This is a genomic window from Salmonella sp. SAL04213, from assembly GCF_046550535.1.
GTDB lineage: Bacteria > Pseudomonadota > Gammaproteobacteria > Enterobacterales > Enterobacteriaceae > Salmonella > Salmonella enterica.
Genome location: NZ_JBGDXS010000002.1, coordinates 31,481 through 54,524 on the forward strand (window position 1 = coordinate 31,481; position 23,044 = coordinate 54,524).

Genomic DNA, 23,044 nt, shown 5'->3' on the forward strand with positions numbered 1-23,044 from the left:
ATGCGGGGAGAAAATAGTGAAATTGATTTAGTCGACGTTTCCTTATTCCTTATAAGAAAATGGCTAAGTATCGTGATCGCTACCTTTATTTTTGTCGCCATTGGCTATGTTTTTGTGAGCGTGCAGCATGATACAAAGGTTGTGAGTATTACGATCAAACCTAATCTGGATACGCCTGCTACCTATGCGTTATGTGGCTATACTAATGATATTCAATGTAAAACAACGGTTATCCTTAACCAGTTTAGCCGTTTCTTGCCTGCGAACTATAAAAATAAAATAAGTTTTGACGCGAAAAATCAGCTTGTCCTTTTTAAGGCGCAGGGGAGGGAAGAAAGCGTCAATAATATTATTTCCACCCTGAAAAATAGTGTCGATAAAATGGCAGCATGGTATATCGATGACGGTGACATTAAACGTTATAGCGTGCATAAAAATATGTTACAAACGGAAACATATGCAAAGCTATCATTGTTGTCGGAGGCGGTTAAAAATAATGCTAACATTGAAGTGATAGAAGTTGCTGTTACACCAAAATATAAGATGCGGCTGGTGCTGGTCCTTTGCGGGCTGATGGGCGTAATTTTCTCAATAACCGGTCTTTTATGTAGGAGGGCGCTAACAGAATATCGTATTGAGAAAAAGACAATGAATGACCGTGCATGAACATTGCGCAGAGATAAACTCTGCGCTGAAATGTGTCGAAGAGTAAAAGTATCAGGCTTGCAAGTTAAACATCTTTAATACGCGCCAGGCAGAACATGGTGGCGACAATCATAACTAACGCAAACCAGAAGACCGCATGGTAATTCCAGATTTCTGCGGCGATTCCCGCCAACGAACCGGCAATGATCCAGCCGACGCGAATGGTATTGGTATACAGCGTGGTGGCTGAACCCGCCTGGCCTGGCATGAGATCCTGAAAATAGAGCATGCCAATCCCGCCAAGAATGCCGATGTAAATCGCGTTCAGCAACTGCAAGCCGAGCAACGTCGCCGGCGCGTGCGCCAGCAACATACCCGCATAAAAGCACAGTCCGGCGACAACGGCGATGCACATTAACAGGCGTTTTCCCAGCCGTTTGGCGAAGTAACCTGCAATCAGCATTGTGGGAATCTCCAGCCCGGCGGCGGTGCCCATCATCACGCCTGCAAGTTTTTCCGGAAGATGCAGCTCATTGATGATAAACAGCGGCATATTAATGATATACAGGCTGTTAGTCCCCCACATTAATGTACAGATGACAAACAGCAACAGCGTATCGCGGCGATTACGACGCGGTGCTTCCAGCGTGCCGGTTGCCAGCGGCGCATCTTTGCGCATTGACGGTAAAAAGAACCACACCATGACGCCGCAGACGATAAAAGCTACCGCCGCGCTCAAATACATCACCGTAAAGCTAAAACCCATCGCCAGCGCATAGGCCAGCGGCGGCCCAATGACCCAGGCCAACGAGACCTGGGCGCGGAGGATTGAGCTGAACATCACTGCTTCACGACCTGTACGATCGGCATGTTCTCGGGCCAGCGCAAACATCTGCGGGTTGGCGGTAGAGCCGAAGCTACTGAGAAAGACGCCAATGAACAGCAAAATAAAGTAGTTGCGGTTCCAGGCAAACAACACGCAGGCCAACATGCCCAGCACGCAACAGAAAACGATCAGTTTTTTGCGATCGCCTTTTTTATCTGAGCGACCCGCCAGAAACTGGCTCACGATAATGCCGATAACCGCGCTGCCGGTAAAAAAGAATCCCACCATGCCGGGACGGGCGTGAACCTCATCCGTCAGAAAAATACTGAGCGTCGGCGCCTGTAGCGCACCGGCAATACCGGTGAGAAAAGCGACGATCAAAAAGGCGGTAGACGTCAGGTCAAACGATTTAGGCGCAGCGGCGGCGGGACTGTTGTGCATGTTTCTATATCAGTGGTGTGAAGAGAGGCGGAGTTTACGCTGCCCGTCAGAAAATAAACAGGCGTCTGAATCAAAATCGACACGAAAAATCAAAATAGCATTCCAGTTTGTTACCAGGGCGTGCTGACGCAAGCTGAAAGAAAAAAGCTGAAGCCTTTTATGCGTCAGCTATTGAGGGTCTGTTGGAGAAAAAATGTGCTTCACCTCAAAAAATTGCTACAAAACCGGTAACTTTTCTTGCGTGCTGAAGCAGAAAGATCCAGACTTCTTGAAACGTTTCAGCGCGATCTGGTTTTTTTGATAACTCAGATTGGCGCTTTTTTTCTCATAGCGGCTGAATCGTTTCAATTCAGCAGGAGAGGAGACACATGTTCCAGTTATCGGTTCAGGACATTCATCCGGGCGAGCAGGCCGGAAATAAAGAAGAGGCCATTCGGCAAATCGCCGCCGCGTTAGCGCAGGCGGGGAATGTGGCGGGCGGCTATGTTGACGGTATGCTGGCGCGCGAACAGCAAACCTCGACCTTTCTTGGCAATGGTATTGCGATTCCCCATGGCACAACAGACACGCGCGATCAGGTGCTGAAAACCGGCGTCCAGGTCTTTCAATTTCCGCAGGGCGTTACCTGGGGAGAAGGCCAGGTCGCCTACGTGGCGATTGGTATTGCCGCCAGTTCGGACGAACACCTTGGCCTGCTGCGTCAGCTGACGCATGTGCTGAGCGATGACTCCGTGGCTGAACAGCTGAAATCCGCGACAACGGCGGAAGAGCTGCGCGCATTGCTGATGGGCGAGAAGCAAAGTGAACAATTAAAACTTGATAATGAGACGATGACGCTGGATGTCATCGCCAGCTCGCTGGTCACATTGCAGGCGCTAAATGCGGCGCGTCTGAAAGAGGCGGGAGCGGTTGATGCGGCGTTCGTCGCAAAAACGATTAACGATAGTCCGATGAATCTGGGGCAAGGCATCTGGCTGAACGACAGCGCGGAAGGCAATTTGCGCAGCGCTGTTGCGGTAAGCCGTGCGACCCAGGCGTTTGACGTAGAGGGTGAAAAAGCAGCCTTATTAGTCACTGTTGCGATGACCGACGAGCAGCCGATTGCCGTGCTAAAACGCCTCGGCGACCTGTTGCTGAACAATAAAGCCGATCGTCTGCTGAGCGCCGACGCCGCGACGCTGCTGGCGTTGCTGACCAGTGATGATGCGCTGACGGATGACGTACTGAGCGCGGAATTTGTAGTGCGTAATGAGCATGGTCTCCATGCCCGTCCGGGCACCATGCTGGTGAATACGATTAAACAATTTAACAGTGAAATTACCGTGACAAACCTTGATGGAACCGGAAAACCGGCAAACGGACGTAGTCTGATGAAAGTGGTGGCGTTAGGCGTGAAGAAAGGCCATCGTCTGCGCTTTACCGCGCAGGGTGAAGATGCTGAACAGGCGCTGAAAGCGATTGGCGATGCGATCGCCGCCGGCCTCGGGGAGGGCGCATAATGAGCAGGCGTGTCGCCACCATTACCCTTAATCCGGCTTACGATCTGGTTGGGTTTTGCCCTGAAATCGAACGCGGTGAAGTGAACCTGGTGAAAACCACGGGTCTGCACGCGGCGGGCAAAGGCATTAACGTTGCCAAGGTGCTGAAAGACTTAGGCATCGACGTCACCGTCGGCGGTTTTCTCGGTAAAGATAACCAGGACGGTTTTCAGCAATTGTTCAGCGAACTGGGCATCGCTAACCGCTTTCAGGTGGTTCAGGGCCGGACCCGCATCAACGTGAAGCTGACGGAAAAAGATGGCGAAGTGACCGACTTCAACTTTTCCGGCTTTGACGTGACCCCCGCAGACTGGGAACGCTTTGTTAACGACTCCCTGAGCTGGCTGGGTCAGTTCGATATGGTCTGCGTCAGCGGTAGCTTACCGGCTGGCGTGAGTCCGGAAGCGTTCACCGACTGGATGACGCGTCTGCGCAGCCAGTGTCCATGCATTATCTTTGATAGTAGCCGTGAAGCGTTAGTCGCCGGTCTTAAAGCTGCGCCGTGGCTGGTGAAACCGAATCGCCGCGAACTGGAAATTTGGGCGGGTCGTAAGCTCCCGGAAATGAAAGATGTGATTGATGCGGCGCACGCGTTACGCGAACAGGGTATCGCCCATGTGGTGATTTCGCTGGGGGCGGAAGGCGCGCTGTGGGTTAACGCCTCAGGAGAATGGATCGCTAAACCACCGGCGGTTGACGTGGTAAGTACCGTCGGCGCAGGCGATTCCATGGTTGGCGGATTGATTTACGGCCTGCTGATGCGCGAGTCCAGCGAACATACGCTGCGTCTGGCGACGGCGGTTGCCGCGCTGGCGGTCAGCCAGAGCAATGTGGGTATTACCGATCGTCCTCAGTTGGCCGCAATGATGGCGCGTGTCGACTTACAACCGTTTAACTGACAGCAGGAGAGGCATAATGAAAACGCTGCTGATAATTGACGCTAATCTCGGCCAGGCTCGCGCTTACATGGCGAAAACCCTGCTTGGAGCGGCGGCGCATAAAGCAAATCTGGAAATTATCGACAATCCGAATGATGCTGAGCTGGCGATCGTATTGGGCGAATCTCTGCCGAACGACAATGCTTTGAACGGCAAAAAGGTTTGGCTGGGGGATATTGGCCGCGCCGTCGCGCATCCGGAACTGTTTCTGAGTGAAGCCAAAAGCCATGCGACCCCTTACAGCGCCCCTGCTGCGGCTGCTCCTGCGGCGAGCGGCGGTCCGAAACGCGTGGTCGCGGTAACGGCCTGCCCGACCGGCGTCGCTCATACTTTTATGGCGGCTGAAGCCATTGAAACAGAAGCGAAAAAACGCGGCTGGTGGGTAAAAGTCGAAACGCGCGGCTCCGTGGGGGCCGGCAATGCCATCACCCCGGAAGAGGTGGCGGAAGCGGATTTAGTGATTGTGGCGGCGGATATCGAAGTGGATCTGGCGAAGTTTGCCGGTCTCCCAATGTACCGCACGTCGACCGGCCTGGCGCTGAAAAAGACGGCGCAGGAGCTGGATAAAGCCGTAGCGGAAGCGACGCCGTATCAACCGGCGGGTAAGGCATCGCAAGCGGCGACCGAAGGGAAGAAAGAGAGCGCTGGCGCATACCGGCATCTGTTGACGGGCGTTTCTTACATGCTGCCTATGGTGGTTGCCGGGGGACTGTGTATTGCGCTTTCCTTCGCCTTTGGTATTGAAGCCTTTAAGGTGCCGGACACGCTGGCGGCGGCGCTGATGCAGATTGGCGGCGGTTCGGCGTTTGCGCTGATGGTACCGGTACTGGCGGGTTATATCGCTTTCTCCATCGCGGATCGCCCAGGCCTTACGCCAGGTCTGATTGGCGGTATGCTGGCGGTTAGCACCGGTTCCGGTTTTATCGGCGGGATCATTGCCGGCTTCCTTGCCGGGTATATGGCGAAGCTTATCAGTACCAAACTGAAACTTCCGCAAAGTATGGAAGCGCTGAAGCCAATCCTGATCATCCCGTTAATTTCCAGTCTGGTGGTGGGGCTGGCGATGATTTACCTGATCGGTAAACCGGTTGCCGGGATTCTGGAAGGGCTCACCCACTGGCTGCAAACCATGGGGACGGCAAACGCGGTGCTGCTGGGCGCGATTCTCGGCGGGATGATGTGTACCGACATGGGCGGCCCGGTGAACAAAGCGGCGTATGCGTTTGGCGTTGGTCTGCTGAGTACGCAAACTTACGCGCCGATGGCGGCGATCATGGCCGCAGGTATGGTACCGCCGTTAGCGCTGGGTCTGGCGACGATGGTGGCGCGTCGTAAGTTCGACAAAGCGCAGCAGGAAGGCGGTAAAGCGGCGTTGGTGCTGGGGCTGTGCTTTATCACTGAAGGCGCTATTCCGTTTGCGGCACGCGACCCGATGCGTGTACTGCCGTGCTGTATCGTTGGCGGCGCGTTGACCGGGGCTATTTCTATGGCGGTAGGCGCAAAATTGATGGCGCCGCATGGCGGTCTGTTTGTTCTGCTTATCCCAGGCGCAATTACGCCGGTATTGGGATACCTGCTGGCAATTGTGGCCGGTACGCTGGTGGCAGGACTGGCTTATGCCGTCCTGAAACGTCCGGAGACGGAAGTCGCGGCAAAAGCGGCGTAAGAGAAACACGCTAAAAAAGGCAGAGCGCGCTCTGCCTTTTTTATTGCCTGAAGAACATTGAGCGTCAGGCCACCGCTTCGGCAATTTGCTGGGCTTTTAACCACGCAATCTCTTCCGCCCAGATATCAGGATTGATGGTCTCCAGTATCAGCGGAATACCGTCAAAACGCGCATCCTGCATAATCCAACGAAACGCATCGTGGCCGATATTGCCTTCACCCAGGCTGTGATGACGGTCAACGCGGCTACCGAAGGCGCTTTTGGCGTCGTTAAGGTGCATTCCGCGCAAATACTGAAATCCGACAATTTTCCCGAATCCGGCGAACGTTTTCTCGCATGCCTCTGGCGTACGCAGATCGTATCCGGCGGCAAAGGCATGGCAGGTATCGATACAGACGCCAACGCGCGACTTATCTTCCACGCCGTCGATGATGGCGGCTAACTGTTCAAACTCAAACCCCAGATTACTGCCCTGACCGGCTGTATTTTCGATAACCGCCGTAACGCCCTCGGTCTGCGCGAGGGCGATATTGATGGATTCCGCGATCCGCGCCAGGCAATCCTCCTGTGCAATCTGCATCAGATGGCTACCGGGATGAAAATTAAGCAAGGTTAAGCCGAGTTGTTCACAGCGTTGCATTTCATCGAGAAAGGCATCGCGTGATTTTTCCAGCGCTTCACTGACCGGATGGCCCAGATTAATCAGATAACTATCGTGGGGAAGGATTTGCGCCGCCGAGAAATGATACTTTTCACAGGCGATTTTAAAGTCATCAATGACCTGGGGAGTAAGGGGGGCGGCACGCCACTGACGCTGGTTTTTTGTGAAAAGCGCAAAGGCCGTTGCGCCAATTTCAGCCGCGCGGGCAGGGGCGTTAGCCAGACCGCCAGCAGCGCTGACGTGCGCTCCGATGTATTTCATAAAAGACTCCTGTTAAACCCGCTAACGGTTCATTACGAACGCTATGATAACGGGTTAACAGGCGTGAAACGTAATAATTTATGCGATAAGGCTATGGATTAGGACGTTAATGGCGCCACCGCCAATAATCAGCCAGGCGAATAATGCCAGCGCCATCAGCAGCGGTTTCGCCCCCGCTTTTTTCAATGCGCTAACGTGAGTGGTCAGACCCAACGCCGCCATTGCCATCGCCAGCAGTACCGTGTCCAGCGTCACCAGCATATCCACCACGGCTTTCGGCAGCAGGTGGAAAGAGTTGAAGATCGCCACTACGATGAAGAAAATAGCAAACCACGGAATGGTAATTTTGCTTTTTTCCGCGCCGGTCGCCGGTGAAAGCTGTTTAACGCGCGCCGCCAGAATGATCAGGAACGGCGCCAGCATCATGACACGCAGCATCTTAGCGATAACTGCCGCATTTTCCGCATCCGGGCTAACGGCATGACCCGCTGCGACCACTTGCGCGACTTCATGCATGGTTGAGCCGATATAGATGCCGTAAGTTTCCGGGCTGAACCAGTGCGCCAGCAGCGGATACATTGCCGGGTAAAGGAAAATAGCGATGGTGCCGAAAATAACGACAGTCGCGACGGCTACAGTAACCTTACTGGCTTCCGCTTTTACCACCGGTTCTGTCGCCAGTACCGCCGCCGCGCCGCAGATACTGCTACCGGCGCCAATCAGCCAGCTGGTGTGCCTGTCCAGACCAAAGACTTTTTGGCCTAAGAAGCAGGCCAGCATGAACGTGCTGGAAAGCGTTAATACGTCAATCACAATACCGCTAATGCCCACGTCGGCGATTTGTGAAAAGGTAAGGCGGAAGCCGTAAAGGATAATCCCTAAACGCAGTAAATGTTGTTTTGCAAACAGCACGCCGCCGTCGCATTGTTTCCATATTTGTGGATAGACGGTATTCCCGATAACCATACCCAGCAGGATAGCCAGGGTCAGGGCGCTGAACCCCGCGCCTGCAACTGCAGGGATAGCGCCGCCCCACAGGGCGACTCCTGTAATGACGGCGCTCAGAGCGAGCCCCGGTATAAAATGCCACATTGTACGACGATGATTCTGCAAGGTGAGTTCTGTCATAACCTTCTCCTGTATATGGACAATAAGGTTACGGTGATCTGGTTTAAAAATAAAATTGATTATATATTTATAATTAATCTTTATAAGTGGTAAGTGAAACGCTATCGGTGGGATACGACTATGCATATTACGCTACGACAACTTGAAGTGTTTGCTGAAGTACTGAAAAGCGGTTCAACAACCCAGGCGTCGGTCATGCTGTCATTATCGCAGTCCGCCGTTAGCGCCGCGCTCACCGATCTGGAAGGTCAGCTCGGCGTACAGTTGTTTGATCGGGTGGGGAAACGGCTGGTGGTCAACGAACATGGGCGCTTGTTATACCCGCGCGCGCTGGCATTGCTGGAGCAAGCGGTAGAAATTGAGCAGCTATTTCGTGAAGATAACGGCGCGATACGGGTTTATGCCAGTAGCACCATCGGCAATTACATTTTACCCGCCATGATTGCCCGCTATCGCCAGCATTATCCGGCCTTGCCGCTGGAACTCAGCGTGGGAAACAGCCAGGACGTGATTAACGCGGTGCTGGATTTTCGGGTTGATATCGGCCTGATTGAAGGACCATGTCACAGTACAGAGATTATCTCTGAGCCGTGGCTGGAAGATGAGCTGGTGGTCTTTGCCGCGCCGTCCTCGCCGCTGACGCAGGGGCCGGTGACGCTGGAACAGCTTGCGGCATCCCCATGGATTTTACGCGAGCGCGGTTCCGGTACGCGGGAAATTGTCGATTATTTGCTGTTGTCGCATTTGCCGCGCTTTCATATGGCGATGGAGTTGGGGAATTCAGAAGCGATCAAACATGCGGTGCGTCATGGACTGGGGATAAGCTGTTTATCGCGCCGGGTGATTGCTGAACAACTCCAGGCGGGAACCCTGGGCGAAGTCGCGGTGCCGTTACCGCGCCTGGTGCGCACGTTGTGGCGTGTTCATCATCGGCAGAAACATCTTTCTAACGCGTTGCAGCGTTTTTTGAGTTACTGTGAATAAAGGTGAAGAGGAGGGCTGCCCGGGCGGCATCGCCATTTTTAGTATCCGCTTACGTATACGTTATTCTCTGCTTTACTTATAATCCGTGGCCGGTCATGAAGGTCTCTTATAACCGCGCATTTGTGTCGGAAGGATAGTATTTCGTCTGTTACAATCGCGCCTCATTTTTTGGATGGATAGCATTTTCACATGGGTTCCAAAACTAAAACCACAGAAGCGCCCGCGCTACGTCGCGAATTAAAGGCGCGTCACCTGACGATGATTGCCATTGGCGGCTCCATCGGGACAGGTCTTTTCGTTGCATCTGGTGCGACAATTTCTCAGGCGGGGCCAGGCGGCGCGCTGTTTTCTTATATTCTGATTGGTTTGATGGTCTACTTCCTGATGACCAGTCTTGGCGAGCTGGCGGCCTATATGCCAGTATCTGGCTCGTTTGCGACATATGGTCAGAACTATGTGGAAGAAGGCTTTGGTTTCGCGCTGGGCTGGAACTACTGGTACAACTGGGCGGTGACTATCGCTGTTGACCTGGTTGCCGCGCAATTGGTGATGGGCTGGTGGTTCCCGGACACGCCGGGCTGGATCTGGAGCGCGCTATTCCTCTGCGTCATTTTCTTGCTGAACTACATTTCTGTACGCGGTTTTGGCGAGGCGGAGTACTGGTTCTCGTTAATTAAAGTCGCGACCGTTATTATCTTCATCATCGTTGGCGTAGCGATGATTATCGGCATTTTTAAAGGTGTCGAGCCGGTCGGCTGGAGCAACTGGACGACGGGCGATGCGCCTTTCGCTGGCGGTTTTGCGGCAATGATTGGCGTCGCGATGATCGTGGGCTTCTCTTTCCAGGGAACTGAGCTGATTGGTATTGCCGCCGGGGAATCTGAAAACCCGGAGAAGAATATTCCGCGCGCGGTGCGTCAGGTGTTCTGGCGTATTCTGCTGTTTTATGTTTTCGCGATTTTGATTATCAGCCTGATCATTCCTTATACCGATCCAAACCTGCTGCGTAACGACGTCAAAGACATTAGCGTCAGTCCGTTTACCTTAGTGTTCCAGCATGCGGGCTTGTTGTCTGCGGCGGCGATAATGAATGCGGTTATCCTGACGGCGGTACTGTCTGCGGGTAACTCCGGGATGTATGCCTCGACCCGTATGCTCTACACCCTGGCCTGTGACGGTAAGGCCCCGCGTATTTTTGCGAAATTGTCCCGCGGCGGCGTACCGCGCAATGCGCTTTATGCCACCACCGTGATTGCCGGTCTTTGCTTTTTGACCTCAATGTTCGGCAACCAGACGGTCTATCTGTGGCTGTTGAACACCTCCGGTATGACGGGCTTCATCGCCTGGCTGGGGATTGCCATTAGCCATTATCGCTTCCGTCGCGGTTACGTGATACAAGGGTATGATGTGAATGATTTGCCGTACCGTTCCGGGTTCTTCCCGCTGGGGCCGATTTTCGCCTTTGTACTGTGCCTGATTATTACGTTGGGGCAGAACTATGAAGCGTTCCTGAAAGATACCATCGACTGGGGCGGCGTCGCGGCGACTTATATCGGTATTCCGCTGTTCCTGCTTATCTGGTTCGGCTACAAGCTGATAAAAGGTACGCATTTCGTGCGCTATAGCGAAATGCACTTCCCGGAACGCGTTAAAAAGTAACGCGGTATTCTCGTCGTAGGCCGGATAAGGCTTTATGCCGCTATCCGGCACTGACTGCCTGAATCTGACCCTTCTAACCCTCTCATTCGAGAGGGTTTTTTGTTTTTTCTTCATTATTGGTTCAAATGACATAATTATTAACAATTAAATTGATAATTATTATCGTTTGCTTTATCGTTACGCTCGAAATCAGAAAGGATGAAGATTCGGGCGCGACCGTCACTCATGAGCCCGACTCGCCTGCATAAAAAGAGTTCGCCGTGATAACCGTTATCGCAGGCGAAACGTAATGCGTTGTGAGCGATAACCGATTTTTTTGTCGTATTTACCTCATGGAGAAATGGAATGTTTAGGTTTAACCCTTTCGTTCGGGTAGGGCTTTGTATGTCCGCAGTTACGTTGGCCTGGCCGGTTGCCGCGGCAACGGATGATGGTGAAACCATGGTCGTTACCGCGTCCGCCATCGAACAAAATCTGAAAGATGCGCCAGCAAGTATCAGCGTCATTACCCAGCAAGATTTACAGCGCAGGCCCGTGCAAAACCTGAAAGATGTCCTGAAAGAGGTGCCGGGCGTACAGCTCACTAACGAAGGGGATAACCGTAAAGGCGTGAGTATTCGTGGTCTGGACAGCAGTTATACGCTGATCCTGATCGACGGTAAGCGCGTTAACTCCCGTAACGCGGTCTTCCGCCATAATGATTTTGATCTGAACTGGATACCGGTTGACGCTATCGAACGCATTGAAGTGGTGCGTGGCCCCATGTCCTCGCTGTATGGCTCCGATGCGCTGGGCGGCGTGGTCAACATTATCACCAAAAAAATTGGTCAGAAATGGCACGGCAGCGTCACGGTTGACTCCACTATTCAGGAACATCGCGACCGTGGCGATACCTATAACGGTCAGTTCTTTACCAGCGGTCCGCTGATCGACGGCGTGCTGGGAATGAAAGCCTACGGTAGCCTGGCGAAACGCGAAAAAGACGAGCAGCAGAGTTCCGCCACCACCGCTACGGGTGAAACGCCGCGCATTGAAGGATTTACCAGCCGGGATGGAAACGTCGAGTTTGCCTGGACACCAAACGAAAATCATGACGTTACCGCAGGCTACGGTTTTGATCGCCAGGACCGGGACTCCGACTCGCTGGATAAAAACCGTCTGGAACGGCAAAACTATGCGTTGAGCCATAACGGACGTTGGGATCTCGGCAATAGTGAGCTCAAATTCTACGGCGAAAAAGTGGAAAACAAAAACCCCGGCAACAGTAGCCCTATCACGTCAGAAAGCAATTCGATTGACGGGAAATACGTTCTGCCGTTAGCGTCTGTCAACCAGTTCCTCACCTTCGGCGGCGAATGGCGTCACGATAAACTGAGCGATGCGGTGAACCTGACCGGCGGTTCCAGTACTAAAACCTCCGCCAGCCAGTATGCTCTGTTCCTTGAAGATGAGTGGCGCATCTTCGAACCGCTGGCGCTGACCACCGGTATTCGTATGGATGACCATGAAACCTATGGCGATCACTGGAGCCCGCGTGCTTATCTGGTCTATAACGCAACGGATACCCTGACGGTGAAAGGTGGGTGGGCCACGGCCTTTAAAGCGCCGTCGCTATTGCAATTAAGTCCGGACTGGGCGACCAACTCCTGCCGTGGCGGATGCCGCATTATCGGTAGCCCGGATCTGAAACCTGAAACCAGTGAAAGCTGGGAGCTCGGCCTTTATTACCGGGGCGAAGAAGGCATACTGGAGGGCGTGGAAGCGAGCGTTACCACGTTCCGTAACGATGTGGACAATCGCATCAGCATTAGCCGTACCCCTGACGTTAACGCCGCGCCCGGCTATTCCAACTTTGTCGGTTTCGAAACCAACAGTCGGGGACAGCGCGTTCCGGTCTTCCGTTATTACAACGTGAATAAAGCGCGTATTCAGGGCGTGGAAACCGAGTTGAAAGTTCCGTTTAACGAGGCGTGGAAACTGTCGTTGAATTACACCTATAACGACGGACGCGACGTCAGTAATGGCGGGAACAAGCCGCTTTCCGATCTGCCGTTCCACACCGCGAACGGTACGCTGGACTGGAAACCGGCGCAGCTCGAAGACTGGTCATTCTACGTATCAGGGAATTATACCGGGCGTAAGCGGGCCGACAGCGCAACGGCGAAAACGCCGGGCGGGTACGTGGTCTGGGATACCGGCGCGGCATGGCAGGCGACGAAAAACGTTAAACTGCGTGCGGGCGTTCTGAACGTGGGCGATAAAGATCTCAAACGCGACGACTACGGTTATACCGAAGACGGACGTCGTTACTTTATGGCGGTGGATTACCGTTTCTGACAGAGACTGGCGACAGCCGCGTTTTGCCGCTGTCGCCAGAATGTTATAACCGATGCAGCCTGGAGAGCAGCGCCAGCGACAGAGTCGTTAGCAGAATGGCGATCACCGCATAGATATAAACGCCCGACCACGCCCAGCTATTTTTCACCATAATTACCGGCACACCGGCCATTGCCGCGCCGACATAGCTGAACAATCCCCGAAAGCCGGTAATCGATCCCGCCGCATCCTTATGGGTCACATCCAGACAGCCGACGGCAAAAAGCATATGCGGTCCGTATAAGGCGAAGCCCATGATGGTGAACAGAATCGCGGTGAGGGTGTAAGAGGTATCCTGAACCAGCGGCACCAGCACGATGCATATGCACAGCGCTAACGCGAAGATTAATCCGGTCATCCAGCGGTTACTTTTGAACATAAAGTCAGACAAGTAGCCTGCCAGCAACCCACCTGCCAGTCCGCCCGCCTCAAACCAGGAAATAATCGAGTTCGCTTTTATCAGGCTCCAGCCGTGAACCTGCGAATAGTAAATCTGCGGCCAGTCGTTAAGGATGGTGCGCGCAATATAAACCGACATATCGCCGATAATAATGATCCATACCAGTGGATTGGTCAGGATATATTTCACAAAAATCTGCCAGAAGCTCAGGTTGACCGGGCTGGCCTTGACCTGGGCCAGTTCTGTCGGGTCGTTACGCCATTGCCCCACGTTGGGCAAACCTAACGTACCGGGACGATCTTTAATGGTAAATAGCGCCACTATCCCCATCAGCAGCGAAATGGCGCCGGGAACATAAAACCCCATTTTCCAGCTACCGCTAAAGGCGATAGCAAAGCTGGTCAGCAGCGGCGCGAGGCTGCCGCCGATATTGTGCGCCGCTTCAACGATAGCCCACCAGCGTCCCCGTTCGTTTTTCGAAAACCACGAGGCCATAATTTTCGCCATCGGCGGAAAGCTGGTGCCCTGTAATATCGCGTTGAGACTGTACAGCACGTAGAATGCCGCCACGCTATCGGAAAAGCCGAACAGAATATTTACAATCCCCACGCCAATCAGCACCGGGCCGGTCATGGCTTTCGGGTTAATTTTATCGACCAGCATCCCGCCGACAAACTTCATCGCGCCATAAAGAATGTAAAAAATGGAAGACATAATGGCGAAGTCTTCTGCGGTCAGCGACGTTTCCGTCAGCATGGCCGGCATCGCGGCGGAGAAGTTTTTACGGGTAAGATAAAAGACGGCATAAGAGATAAAGACCGAGGCGATAATCTCAAAACGAAATTTTTTATAGGTCTGGTCTATCTCTTTTTTCTCTTTTACAATCGGCTTATCGGGCTGGCTGAAAATAAATGTTTTTATACTCATTTTAAAATTCCCTTCCGGCGAGGTGAGTCGCGTTATAATTCATCTTCAATAAGAAAAAGAAGCAATTCGAAACCGTGATAATTAATCTGATGGTGGATTTTTTCCCGTACAACCGGCTTCGCTTTCCAGGCAATACCGGTGCCAGCATGTTCTAACATCGGCAGATCGTTGGCGCCATCACCGCAGGCAATAATATTCTCCGTGGCAATATTTAACCGGGCAGCCAGGTCAACCAGCGTCTGTTTTTTGTTTGCGGCATTCATAATCGGCAAGGTAATGTTATCCGTCAGAACGTTATCGCGTATTTCAACCGTATTCGAAAAGGCATAATCCAGTTGATACCGTTCTTTTAGACGCTGGGTGAATATATCCAGTCCCCCGGAGATAATCGCGGTTTTAAATCCTTTGGCCTTGATGACTGGCAGAATAGTTAACAGGCCTGGCGAAAGGGTCATGCGATCGCATACGGCGTTCAGCACTGCTTTCGGTGTGCCTTTCAACATTCCGATACGTCGGGTAAAACTGGCGTTAAAATCAAGCTTGCCCTCCATCGCCTGTTGGGTAATGGCGGTGATTTGCGTCGACATGCCAAGCTCGCGGGCAATTTCATCCACGCCTTCTTCCGCAATAAATGTCGAGTCCATATCAAACGCGATAATACCGTTAGCAGGCAGTGGCTGCGGCTTAATAAAAAAATCAAACTTCCATTGCAATGAGAGTTCGCGTAAATAGCGATAAAATTCAGGCGTCAGACATTCCGCTGGCAGCGTAAGCTTTAAATAAGCGGTATTGATAAGCGCGGCATAACGTTTATCAAATAATAGCGGAAACGGCATGGTGACGGCATTAAATAACGTTTCCTGTAATTTTTTCTGAAACGTATCGATATCCTGTGTAGTAATAAAATAAATAATGCTCATATGATAACTCCCTTAATTTACGGGTATTATAATGACTCTTTTGCGGCGTGGAATCTTGTGCTATCACAGATATCACAGCCAGAAAAGGGCTAAAAAAGCGTTGTTTTTGATACCAGGTAAAGTTCAGACACAAAAGGTATCACTTTTGATATGCCAACTGTGCGAGGATGTTATTTATTACTGAACGCGAATGACACTGAAAGGATTGATATAACGATGGAGAGTTGCCTTGATATATTCAAAATAGTAATAGGTCCATCCAGCTCACGTACCGTAGGGCCGATGCGCGCCGCCTGTCACTTTATTTCATTGCTCAGAGAACAAGAGACGTTGCCGCTAATTCGGGAAATTGAAATCGAGCTGTATGGCGCGTTATCGTTAAGCCGCAAGTGCCACAATGTGGATACCGCCCTTTATCTTGGGCTGCTGGGTTGCCAGCCGGAGAATGTCGATCTCCGTTCGTATATGGCGGTAATTAAGCGTGCGGAAAATGAAAACAAAATCGAACTCCCGCTCTCCGACGCGGGCGGAATCACGATAAAAGTCAAGATTATCGCCAATCACCAGGCGCATCCAGGCCATCCTTATGCCATGACGTTTCGCGCCAGAGATGATTATTTCACGGTGTATGAAGAGACCTGGTTTTCGACCGGCGCCGGGCAGGTCCGCAAACATGGCGAGCCGCTGACGCCATCGCTTCCTTTGCGTACAGTGTCGCCCTTTGAATTTAGCCATGCCGCGCAGTTGCTGGCGCTGTGCCGACGTAATGGCCTGTCCGTGGCGGCGCTGATGATGAAAAATGAGCTGTGCCGCCACTCGCCACAGACGTTGCAGAATTATCTGGCGCAAATATGGGACGTGATGCAGCAGGCGGTTTATCGCGGCCTGCATACTGAGGGGGTATTACCCGGTCCCTATCAGGTACCGCGGCGCGCCTGTGCGTTACATAAGACGTTACAGGCTAACCGCTCCGCCAGCGATTTTTTAACCGCGCTGAACTGGGTCAATGCCTTCGCGATTGCGGTAAGCGAAGAAAATGCCAGCGGCGGACAGATTGTTACCGCGCCAACCAATGGCGCGTGCGGCATCATTCCGGCAGCGCTCTGCTGGTATGATAAATTTGTCACGCCGCTGGAGCCTGGTGCTCTGACCCGTTTCTTCCTGACCGCCGCCGCTATCGCGATGTTGTTTAAACAAAACGCCTCTATTCTGGGATCTGAAGTTGGCTGTCAGGGGGAAATCGGCGTGGCGTGCTCAATGGCGGCGGCGGGCCTGGCTGAACTGATGGGCGCATCCGTGGAGCAAACGCTGAGCGCCGCTGAAATTGCCATGGAACATCATCTGGGATTGACCTGCGATCCGCTGGGCGGGCAGGTACAAATTCCCTGCATAGAGAGAAATGCCATCTCTGCCGTGAAAGCGATAAACGCGGCGACGATGGCGATGAGTCGCGTAAGCGAACCCTGTATTTCGCTCGATGAGATCATTGCTGCGATGTACGAGACCGGTAAAGACATGAGCGCTAAATACCGTGAAACGTATCATGGTTCGCTGGGGAAAATTCAGCCGCGCAAGAGAGGGTAACAGCGTGAAATACAATACGATGAATAACGACGAGATTATCCTGTCGTTGTGCGCCCGCTTAAAGGAGACGCGTCTGTCTCTTTCGGTGACCCAGCAGCAGCTTGCCGATCGCGCGCACGTTGGCATCGCCACCATCAAGCGTATCGAGAAGGGGGGAGGGCTCAATCTTGATACGTTAATTTCTCTCCTGCGGGCGTTGGATAAGTTGCATAATCTTGATGCGGTGCTGTTTGAATCCGAGCTGCGTAATTTTCACGAAAGTTATGAAGGCGGAGAGGGGAGCGGCCGCCTTCAGGTACGCCAGCAGGCCGCGGATTTAAATAATAAATCTTCCGCGCCGCAGTCGGAGGAGGTGAATTACAGCGCGGCGCTGGAAAATTCATTATGTTGGTGACGTCTCACGCTCGTCCCGTAAATACCGGGCATGAAAGCGCAGATGGTCCTCGATGAAGGACGCAATAAAATAATAGCTATGATCGTAGCCAGGCTGGATTCGTAGCGTCATCGGCCAGGCGGTTTGCCGCGCGGCTTCCGCCAGTACGGCGGGCTGAAGCTGATCGGCGAGGAATTGATCGCTGTCGCCCTGATCGATGAGCACAGGAATGGCGTCCTGCGGCTGGCTGGCCAGCATTAATTCGCAGCTATCCCACTCAGTCCAGGCTGATTCATCTTCGCCGAGATAAGCGGTAAGCGCTTTGATTCCCCACGGCACGCGGCTGGGGTTGACGATAGGCGCAAAAGCAGAGACGCTGGTGTATTTGCCCGGATTTTTCAGCGCCATGATTAATGCGCCGTGGCCGCCCATCGAGTGCCCGCTGATGGCGCAACGGTCGCTGACGTTAAACTGTGTCTGGATAAGCGCCGGAAGCTCATCGCGCAGGTAATCGTACATGCGATAATGGCTGGCCCAGGGCGGCTGTGTGGCATTGAGATAAAACCCGGCGCCGTGGCCTAAATCGTATCCGCTATCGTCGGCGACCTGTTCACCGCGTGGACTGGTATCCGGCATCACCAATACAATGCCCAGTTCTGCTGCGATACGCTGCGCGCCTGCTTTGGTAGTAAAATTCTCATCATTGCAGGTCAACCCGGACAACCAGTACAGTACCGGAGGCGGTTCATTATCCTGAGTCGGCGGAAGAAAAATGCTGAATGTCATGGCGCAGTTTAGCGTGGCGGCATGATGACGCCAGCGCTGCTGCCAGCCGCCAAAACATCGGTGTTCTTCGAGCATTTCCATGCGGGGGCTCCTTTTATGGTGAACCTGATAAGGTATGCAGATTCTTCATAATACAGATTATTCACCGCGTTGTGAGTAACTTTCACTTCCGTAATACATAAACATGCTTCATCATTTAAATAACGTTGCGTTAACAAATATGCCCTTTGTCCTGCCAGCATTCTTGCACCGGAAAAGATGTCATGAAAGGCAGCGACAATTTCAACAATTATGGGCGTGAATACTGGATTATGTGCGCTACCTCACGCACAATAATCACACTGTCACAATATTGACAAACTTTGCCCCATGCAGGGCAGAGGCGCCACACCTGCAGGAGAACACGATTAATGCCATCACTCAGTAAAGAAGCGGCCCTGGTTCATGACGCGCTGGTTGCTCGGGGGCTGGAAACGCCGCTGCGCCCGCCTATGGATGAACTGGATAATGAAACGCGAAAAAGCCTTATCGCAGGGCATATGACTGAGATTATGCAGTTGCTGAATCTCGATTTGAGCGATGACAGTCTGATGGAAACGCCGCATCGTATCGCTAAGATGTACGTTGACGAGATTTTCGCCGGCCTCGACTATGCCAATTTCCCGAAAATTACCCTCATTGAAAATAAAATGAAGGTGGATGAAATGGTCACCGTCCGCGATATCACGCTGACCAGCACCTGTGAACATCACTTTGTGACCATTGATGGCAAAGCGACCGTCGCGTATATCCCCAAAGATTCTGTGATCGGCCTGTCGAAAATTAACCGCATCGTGCAATTCTTCGCCCAGCGTCCACAGGTTCAGGAACGTTTGACCCAACAAATTTTGACGGCGCTGCAAACCTTGCTCGGCACCAATAATGTAGCGGTATCGATTGATGCGGTGCATTACTGCGTGAAAGCGCGCGGTATTCGTGACGCAACCAGCGCCACGACGACGACGTCGCTGGGCGGATTGTTTAAGTCCAGCCAGAATACGCGCCAGGAGTTTCTGCGTGCCGTTCGCCATCATCCATGATTAAGGCGGAGACGATGGAGCGTAATGTCACGCTGGATTTTGTACGTGGCGTCGCTATCCTCGGTATCCTGCTTCTTAACATTAGCGCCTTTGGATTGCCGAAGGCGGCTTATCTCAATCCCGCCTGGTACGGCGCGATCGTTCCCGAAGACGCCTGGTCCTGGGCGATTCTCGATATTGTGGCGCAGGCTAAGTTTCTTACGCTGTTCGCGTTGTTGTTTGGCGCGGGGCTACAAATGCTGCTTCCGCGTGGTAAACAGTGGATTCAGTCGCGCTTGACGCTATTGGTACTGTTAGGTTTTATCCATGCGTTATTCTTTTGGGACGGCGACATTCTGCTGGCCTACGGTCTGGTCGGGTTAATTTGCTGGCGACTGATACGCGATGCGCCTTCGGTAAAAAGCCTGTTCAATACCGGCATACTCCTTTATCTGGTCGGGATTGGCGTGCTACTGCTGCTGGGCGTGGTATCGAGTAGCGAAACCAGCCGCGCCTGGACGCCGGATGCGTCGGCAATATTGTATGAAAAATACTGGAAGCTGAATGGCGGCATGGAGGCTATCAGCAACCGGGCAGAGATGCTGTCGAATAGTTTACTGGCGCTCGGCGCGCAGTATGGCTGGCAACTGGCAGGTATGATGCTGCTGGGCGCCGCGCTAATGCGTAGCGGCTGGCTGAAAGGTCAGTACAGTCTGCGGCACTATCGCCGTACCGGGGTTCTGCTGGTGGCGTTAGGGCTAATGATCAACCTGCCTGCGGTCATTTTACAATGGCGGCTGGACTGGGCGTACCGCTGGTGCGCCTTCTTATTGCAGGCGCCGCGCGAACTGAGCGCGCCGTTGCAAACGCTGGGCTATGCCGCGCTGATGTTTGGCTTCTGGCCGCAGCTTAGCCGATGCAGACTGACGCTTGCCATTGCCTGCGTAGGGCGAATGGCGCTGACCAATTATCTGCTGCAGACGATCATCTGTACCACGCTGTTTTATCAGTTTGGCTTATTTATGAAATTCAATCGACTGGAACTCTTGTTCTTTGTCGTTCCGGTATGGGCAATAAACCTTCTCTTTTCCGTCATCTGGCTACGTTTCTGGCGACAGGGACCGGTCGAGTGGTTATGGCGTCAACTCACGTTGCGCGCGTCAGGATCGCTCAGATAACGATCTGGATCACATTCATTAACAAAATGGCTGTAACCGTTTCCATCCCTGTGATGTTTCTCACGCAGCCCTGGGCAGGGTGCTGACAAAATAGCCGCCTGCTAACGGGGCATTTGTGAGCATTTTTGAACTCAAACAGGGCAGTGAATATGATCACCATTCGTGATGTAGCGCGCCAGGCTGGCGTGTCTGTAGCGACCGTTTCCCGCGTACTGAATAACAGCGCGTTGGTTAGTCCCGACACCCGTGACGCCGTTATGCAGGCCGTCACCCTGCTGGGATATCGGCCAAATGCGAATGCGCAAGCGCTGGCCACTCAGGTGAGCGACACCATCGGTGTCGTGGTCATGGATGTTTCCGATGCCTTTTTCGGCGCTCTGGTGAAAGCCGTAGATCTGGTCGCGCAGCAGCACCAGAAATATGTTCTCATTGGCAACAGTTATCATGAGGCGGAAAAAGAGCGCCATGCGATTGAAGTCTTGATCCGTCAGCGTTGTAACGCATTGATTGTTCACTCAAAAGCCTTAACCGATCGCGAGCTGAGCGACTTTATGGATCAGATCCCCGGTATGGTGCTGATTAACCGTATCGTGCCGGGTTATGCGCATCGTTGTGTCTGTCTCGACAATGTGAGCGGCGCCAGAATGGCGACCCGAATGTTGCTGAATAATGGACATCAACGCATCGGCTACCTGGCCTCCAGCCACCGTATTGAAGATGACGCGATGCGCAGAGAAGGGTGGTTACACGCGCTGCAAGAGCAGGGGGTTGCTGCGTCGGAGAGCTGGATTGGCACCGGCACGCCGGATATGCAGGGCGGCGAGTCGGCAATGGTTGAGTTGTTGGGACGCAATCTGCAACTGACGGCGGTATTTGCCTATAACGATAACATGGCGGCGGGCGCGCTGACGGCGTTAAAAGATAACGGCATCGCCATTCCCTTGCATCTGTCTGTCATCGGTTTCGATGATATCCCTATTGCTCGTTATACCGATCCTCAGTTGACTACCGTGCGCTATCCTATTGCTTCTATGGCGAAAATCGCGACCGAGCTGGCGTTACAGGGGGCCGCAGGCACGCTGGATATCACGGCGACGCACTGCTTCATGCCGACCCTGGTACGGCGCCATTCGGTGGCATGGCGACAGAATGCGGTACTGATCACTAACTGATTACGCACCGCATGTAACCGTTTTCAATCTGTGAGTAAATTCACAGTTTATTAACATTGTGATAGCTATGATGACAACGTTTGTCGCACTGTAACTAATGTGTAACAGTTAGTTGTCAGTTTTGCTGGGGTATTTCGCTTATAAAAACCGTTATCACAATATCCCGCGACTACCGGACAAAAATAAAGAGTTGAATAAGAGCTTATCCCATTAGGGCTATTTTACTTGCCATTTTGGACCTGGGCAGTGCTCGCCAAAACGCGTTAGCGTTTTGAACGCCGCTTGCGGCGGCCCGAAGGGCGAGCGTAGCGAGTCAAACCTCACGTACTACGTGTACGCTCCGGTTTTTGCGCGCTGTCCGTGTCCAAACTGGCTGCGCCAATAACGCCTGGTGGGATAGGCTCTAAATACGCTTCGGCGTTCAGTAACATGTGTTAACGTGCTGAACAGCCGGGCATTTTTTTACGCTATACCCTACATAATAAAACCGGAGCTACCATGAATAAGAAGGTACTGACCCTTTCTGCCGTGATGGCAAGTCTGTTATTCGGCGCGCACGCGCACGCGGCTGATACTCGTATTGGCGTGACGATTTATAAATATGACGATAACTTTATGTCCGTGGTGCGTAAGGCTATTGAAAAAGATGGCAAATCCGCGCCGGATGTTCAGCTACTGATGAATGACTCGCAAAACGATCAGTCCAAACAGAATGATCAAATTGACGTTTTATTGGCGAAAGGGGTTAAAGCTCTGGCGATTAACCTGGTCGACCCGGCAGCCGCCGGTACGGTGATTGAGAAAGCGCGCGGGCAAAATGTGCCGGTGGTGTTCTTTAACAAAGAGCCTTCCCGCAAAGCGCTGGACAGCTATGACAAGGCGTATTATGTCGGGACTGACTCTAAAGAATCCGGTGTGATTCAGGGCGACTTGATTGCCAAACACTGGCAGGCGAATCAGGGTTGGGATCTGAATAAAGACGGTAAAATTCAGTATGTTCTGCTGAAAGGCGAGCCGGGGCACCCGGATGCTGAAGCCCGTACGACGTATGTGGTGAAAGAGTTAAATGCTAAAGGTATTCAGACCGAGCAACTGGCGTTAGACACCGCCATGTGGGATACCGCGCAGGCAAAAGATAAGATGGATGCCTGGCTGTCTGGCCCGAACGCTAACAAGATTGAAGTGGTTATCGCGAATAACGATGCGATGGCGATGGGCGCGGTAGAGGCGCTGAAAGCGCATAATAAATCGTCGATTCCGGTCTTTGGCGTCGATGCGTTACCGGAAGCCCTGGCGCTGGTGAAATCGGGCGCGATGGCCGGTACGGTACTGAATGACGCCAACAATCAGGCGAAAGCGACATTCGATCTGGCGAAAAACCTCGCCGAAGGCAAGGGCGCGGCTGACGGCACCAGCTGGAAGATTGAGAACAAAATCGTGCGCGTGCCTTATGTCGGCGTGGACAAAGATAATCTGAGCGAATTTACCCAAAAATAACTTTTCCGTCTGTGGGCGCAATTTTG

General features: G+C 52.7%; 19 protein-coding genes. 13 read left to right on the forward strand and 6 right to left on the reverse strand.

The window, feature by feature from the left end; translation table 11 throughout:
• Positions 1-666, forward strand: a complete 666-nt coding sequence (locus ACLJPQ_RS04905) for a GNVR domain-containing protein (protein ID WP_076937090.1) — start codon at positions 1-3, stop codon at positions 664-666.
• Between the two features lie 64 nt (positions 667-730).
• Here ACLJPQ_RS04905 and setB read toward each other — a convergent pair whose 3' ends face one another.
• On the reverse strand, positions 731-1,912 hold the full coding sequence (gene setB / locus ACLJPQ_RS04910) for a sugar efflux transporter SetB (protein WP_076937091.1): 1,182 nt from the start codon (positions 1,910-1,912) through the stop codon (positions 731-733).
• A 368-nt stretch (positions 1,913-2,280) separates the two neighbouring features.
• Between setB and fruB the strand changes: the two genes are divergently transcribed.
• Genes fruB through fruA form a run of 3 tightly spaced genes read left to right on the forward strand, consistent with a single transcriptional unit; the run spans position 2,281 to position 6,054 of the window.
• On the forward strand, positions 2,281-3,411 hold the full coding sequence (gene fruB, locus ACLJPQ_RS04915) for a fused PTS fructose transporter subunit IIA/HPr protein (RefSeq protein ID WP_023195760.1): 1,131 nt from the start codon (positions 2,281-2,283) through the stop codon (positions 3,409-3,411).
• Positions 3,411-4,349: a 1-phosphofructokinase gene (gene fruK / locus ACLJPQ_RS04920; protein ID WP_000091249.1), complete on the forward strand. Its 939-nt coding sequence runs from the start codon at positions 3,411-3,413 to the stop codon at positions 4,347-4,349. The genes fruB and fruK overlap by 1 nt, the downstream gene beginning before the upstream one ends.
• Before the next feature lie 16 nt (positions 4,350-4,365).
• Positions 4,366-6,054, forward strand: coding sequence for a PTS fructose transporter subunit IIBC (gene fruA / locus ACLJPQ_RS04925; RefSeq protein WP_000854408.1), 1,689 nt, complete (start codon positions 4,366-4,368; stop codon positions 6,052-6,054).
• 64 nt (positions 6,055-6,118) lie between these two features.
• Here the strand turns inward: fruA and nfo are convergent, their stop codons facing one another.
• Together nfo and ACLJPQ_RS04935 are read right to left on the reverse strand one after the other, a co-directional pair.
• Entirely contained in the window at positions 6,119-6,976 is an 858-nt protein-coding gene (nfo, locus tag ACLJPQ_RS04930; protein ID WP_000873912.1) for a deoxyribonuclease IV, read from the reverse strand.
• Positions 6,977-7,054: 78 nt separating this feature from the next.
• Positions 7,055-8,104: a YeiH family protein gene (locus ACLJPQ_RS04935; protein WP_000137966.1), complete on the reverse strand. Its 1,050-nt coding sequence runs from the start codon at positions 8,102-8,104 to the stop codon at positions 7,055-7,057.
• A 120-nt stretch (positions 8,105-8,224) separates the two neighbouring features.
• Here ACLJPQ_RS04935 and yieE point away from each other — a divergent pair, with 120 nt between their 5' ends.
• The 3 genes from yieE to cirA all read left to right on the forward strand — a co-directional run bounded on the left by yieE (position 8,225) and on the right by cirA (position 13,084).
• Entirely contained in the window at positions 8,225-9,088 is an 864-nt protein-coding gene (gene yieE, locus ACLJPQ_RS04940; RefSeq protein ID WP_000548316.1) for a DNA-binding transcriptional regulator YeiE, read from the forward strand.
• Positions 9,089-9,277: 189 nt separating this feature from the next.
• The gene (gene lysP / locus ACLJPQ_RS04945; protein WP_000534999.1) at positions 9,278-10,747 is read left to right on the forward strand and encodes a lysine-specific permease; all 1,470 of its coding nucleotides are present in this window, start codon (positions 9,278-9,280) and stop codon (positions 10,745-10,747) included.
• Between the two features lie 345 nt (positions 10,748-11,092).
• Entirely contained in the window at positions 11,093-13,084 is a 1,992-nt protein-coding gene (cirA, locus tag ACLJPQ_RS04950; RefSeq protein ID WP_000488251.1) for a catecholate siderophore receptor CirA, read from the forward strand.
• 43 nt (positions 13,085-13,127) lie between these two features.
• Here cirA and ACLJPQ_RS04955 read toward each other — a convergent pair whose 3' ends face one another.
• The gene (locus tag ACLJPQ_RS04955) at positions 13,128-14,450 is read right to left on the reverse strand and encodes an MFS transporter (protein WP_000023807.1); all 1,323 of its coding nucleotides are present in this window, start codon (positions 14,448-14,450) and stop codon (positions 13,128-13,130) included.
• 32 nt (positions 14,451-14,482) lie between these two features.
• On the reverse strand, positions 14,483-15,370 hold the full coding sequence (gene serB / locus ACLJPQ_RS04960; RefSeq protein ID WP_080184665.1) for a phosphoserine phosphatase SerB: 888 nt from the start codon (positions 15,368-15,370) through the stop codon (positions 14,483-14,485).
• A 216-nt stretch (positions 15,371-15,586) separates the two neighbouring features.
• Between serB and ACLJPQ_RS04965 the strand changes: the two genes are divergently transcribed.
• Positions 15,587-16,954 (forward strand): L-serine ammonia-lyase, encoded by a 1,368-nt coding sequence (locus ACLJPQ_RS04965; protein ID WP_000443208.1) that lies wholly within the window; start codon positions 15,587-15,589, stop codon positions 16,952-16,954.
• A gap of 4 nt (positions 16,955-16,958) precedes the next feature.
• Positions 16,959-17,348, forward strand: coding sequence for a helix-turn-helix domain-containing protein (locus ACLJPQ_RS04970; protein ID WP_058821469.1), 390 nt, complete (start codon positions 16,959-16,961; stop codon positions 17,346-17,348).
• Here the strand turns inward: ACLJPQ_RS04970 and fghA are convergent.
• Positions 17,337-18,194, reverse strand: coding sequence for an S-formylglutathione hydrolase (gene fghA / locus ACLJPQ_RS04975; RefSeq protein WP_000425488.1), 858 nt, complete (start codon positions 18,192-18,194; stop codon positions 17,337-17,339). The two genes, ACLJPQ_RS04970 and fghA, sit on opposite strands and share 12 nt — an antisense overlap.
• A 329-nt stretch (positions 18,195-18,523) precedes the next feature.
• Between fghA and folE the strand changes: the two genes are divergently transcribed.
• From folE to mglB, 4 genes are all read left to right on the forward strand, one after another.
• Positions 18,524-19,192, forward strand: a complete 669-nt coding sequence (gene folE / locus ACLJPQ_RS04980) for a GTP cyclohydrolase I FolE (RefSeq protein ID WP_001139611.1) — start codon at positions 18,524-18,526, stop codon at positions 19,190-19,192.
• A 14-nt stretch (positions 19,193-19,206) separates the two neighbouring features.
• Positions 19,207-20,349, forward strand: a complete 1,143-nt coding sequence (yeiB, locus tag ACLJPQ_RS04985; protein ID WP_023224104.1) for a DUF418 domain-containing protein YeiB — start codon at positions 19,207-19,209, stop codon at positions 20,347-20,349.
• A gap of 149 nt (positions 20,350-20,498) precedes the next feature.
• Positions 20,499-21,521 carry an HTH-type transcriptional regulator GalS gene (gene galS, locus ACLJPQ_RS04990; protein ID WP_000628634.1) on the forward strand — a complete coding sequence of 341 codons (1,023 nt, stop codon included), beginning with the start codon at positions 20,499-20,501 and terminating at the stop codon, positions 21,519-21,521.
• Between the two features lie 498 nt (positions 21,522-22,019).
• Entirely contained in the window at positions 22,020-23,018 is a 999-nt protein-coding gene (gene mglB / locus ACLJPQ_RS04995) for a galactose/glucose ABC transporter substrate-binding protein MglB (RefSeq protein WP_001036938.1), read from the forward strand.
• Positions 23,019-23,044 lie beyond the last annotated feature (26 nt).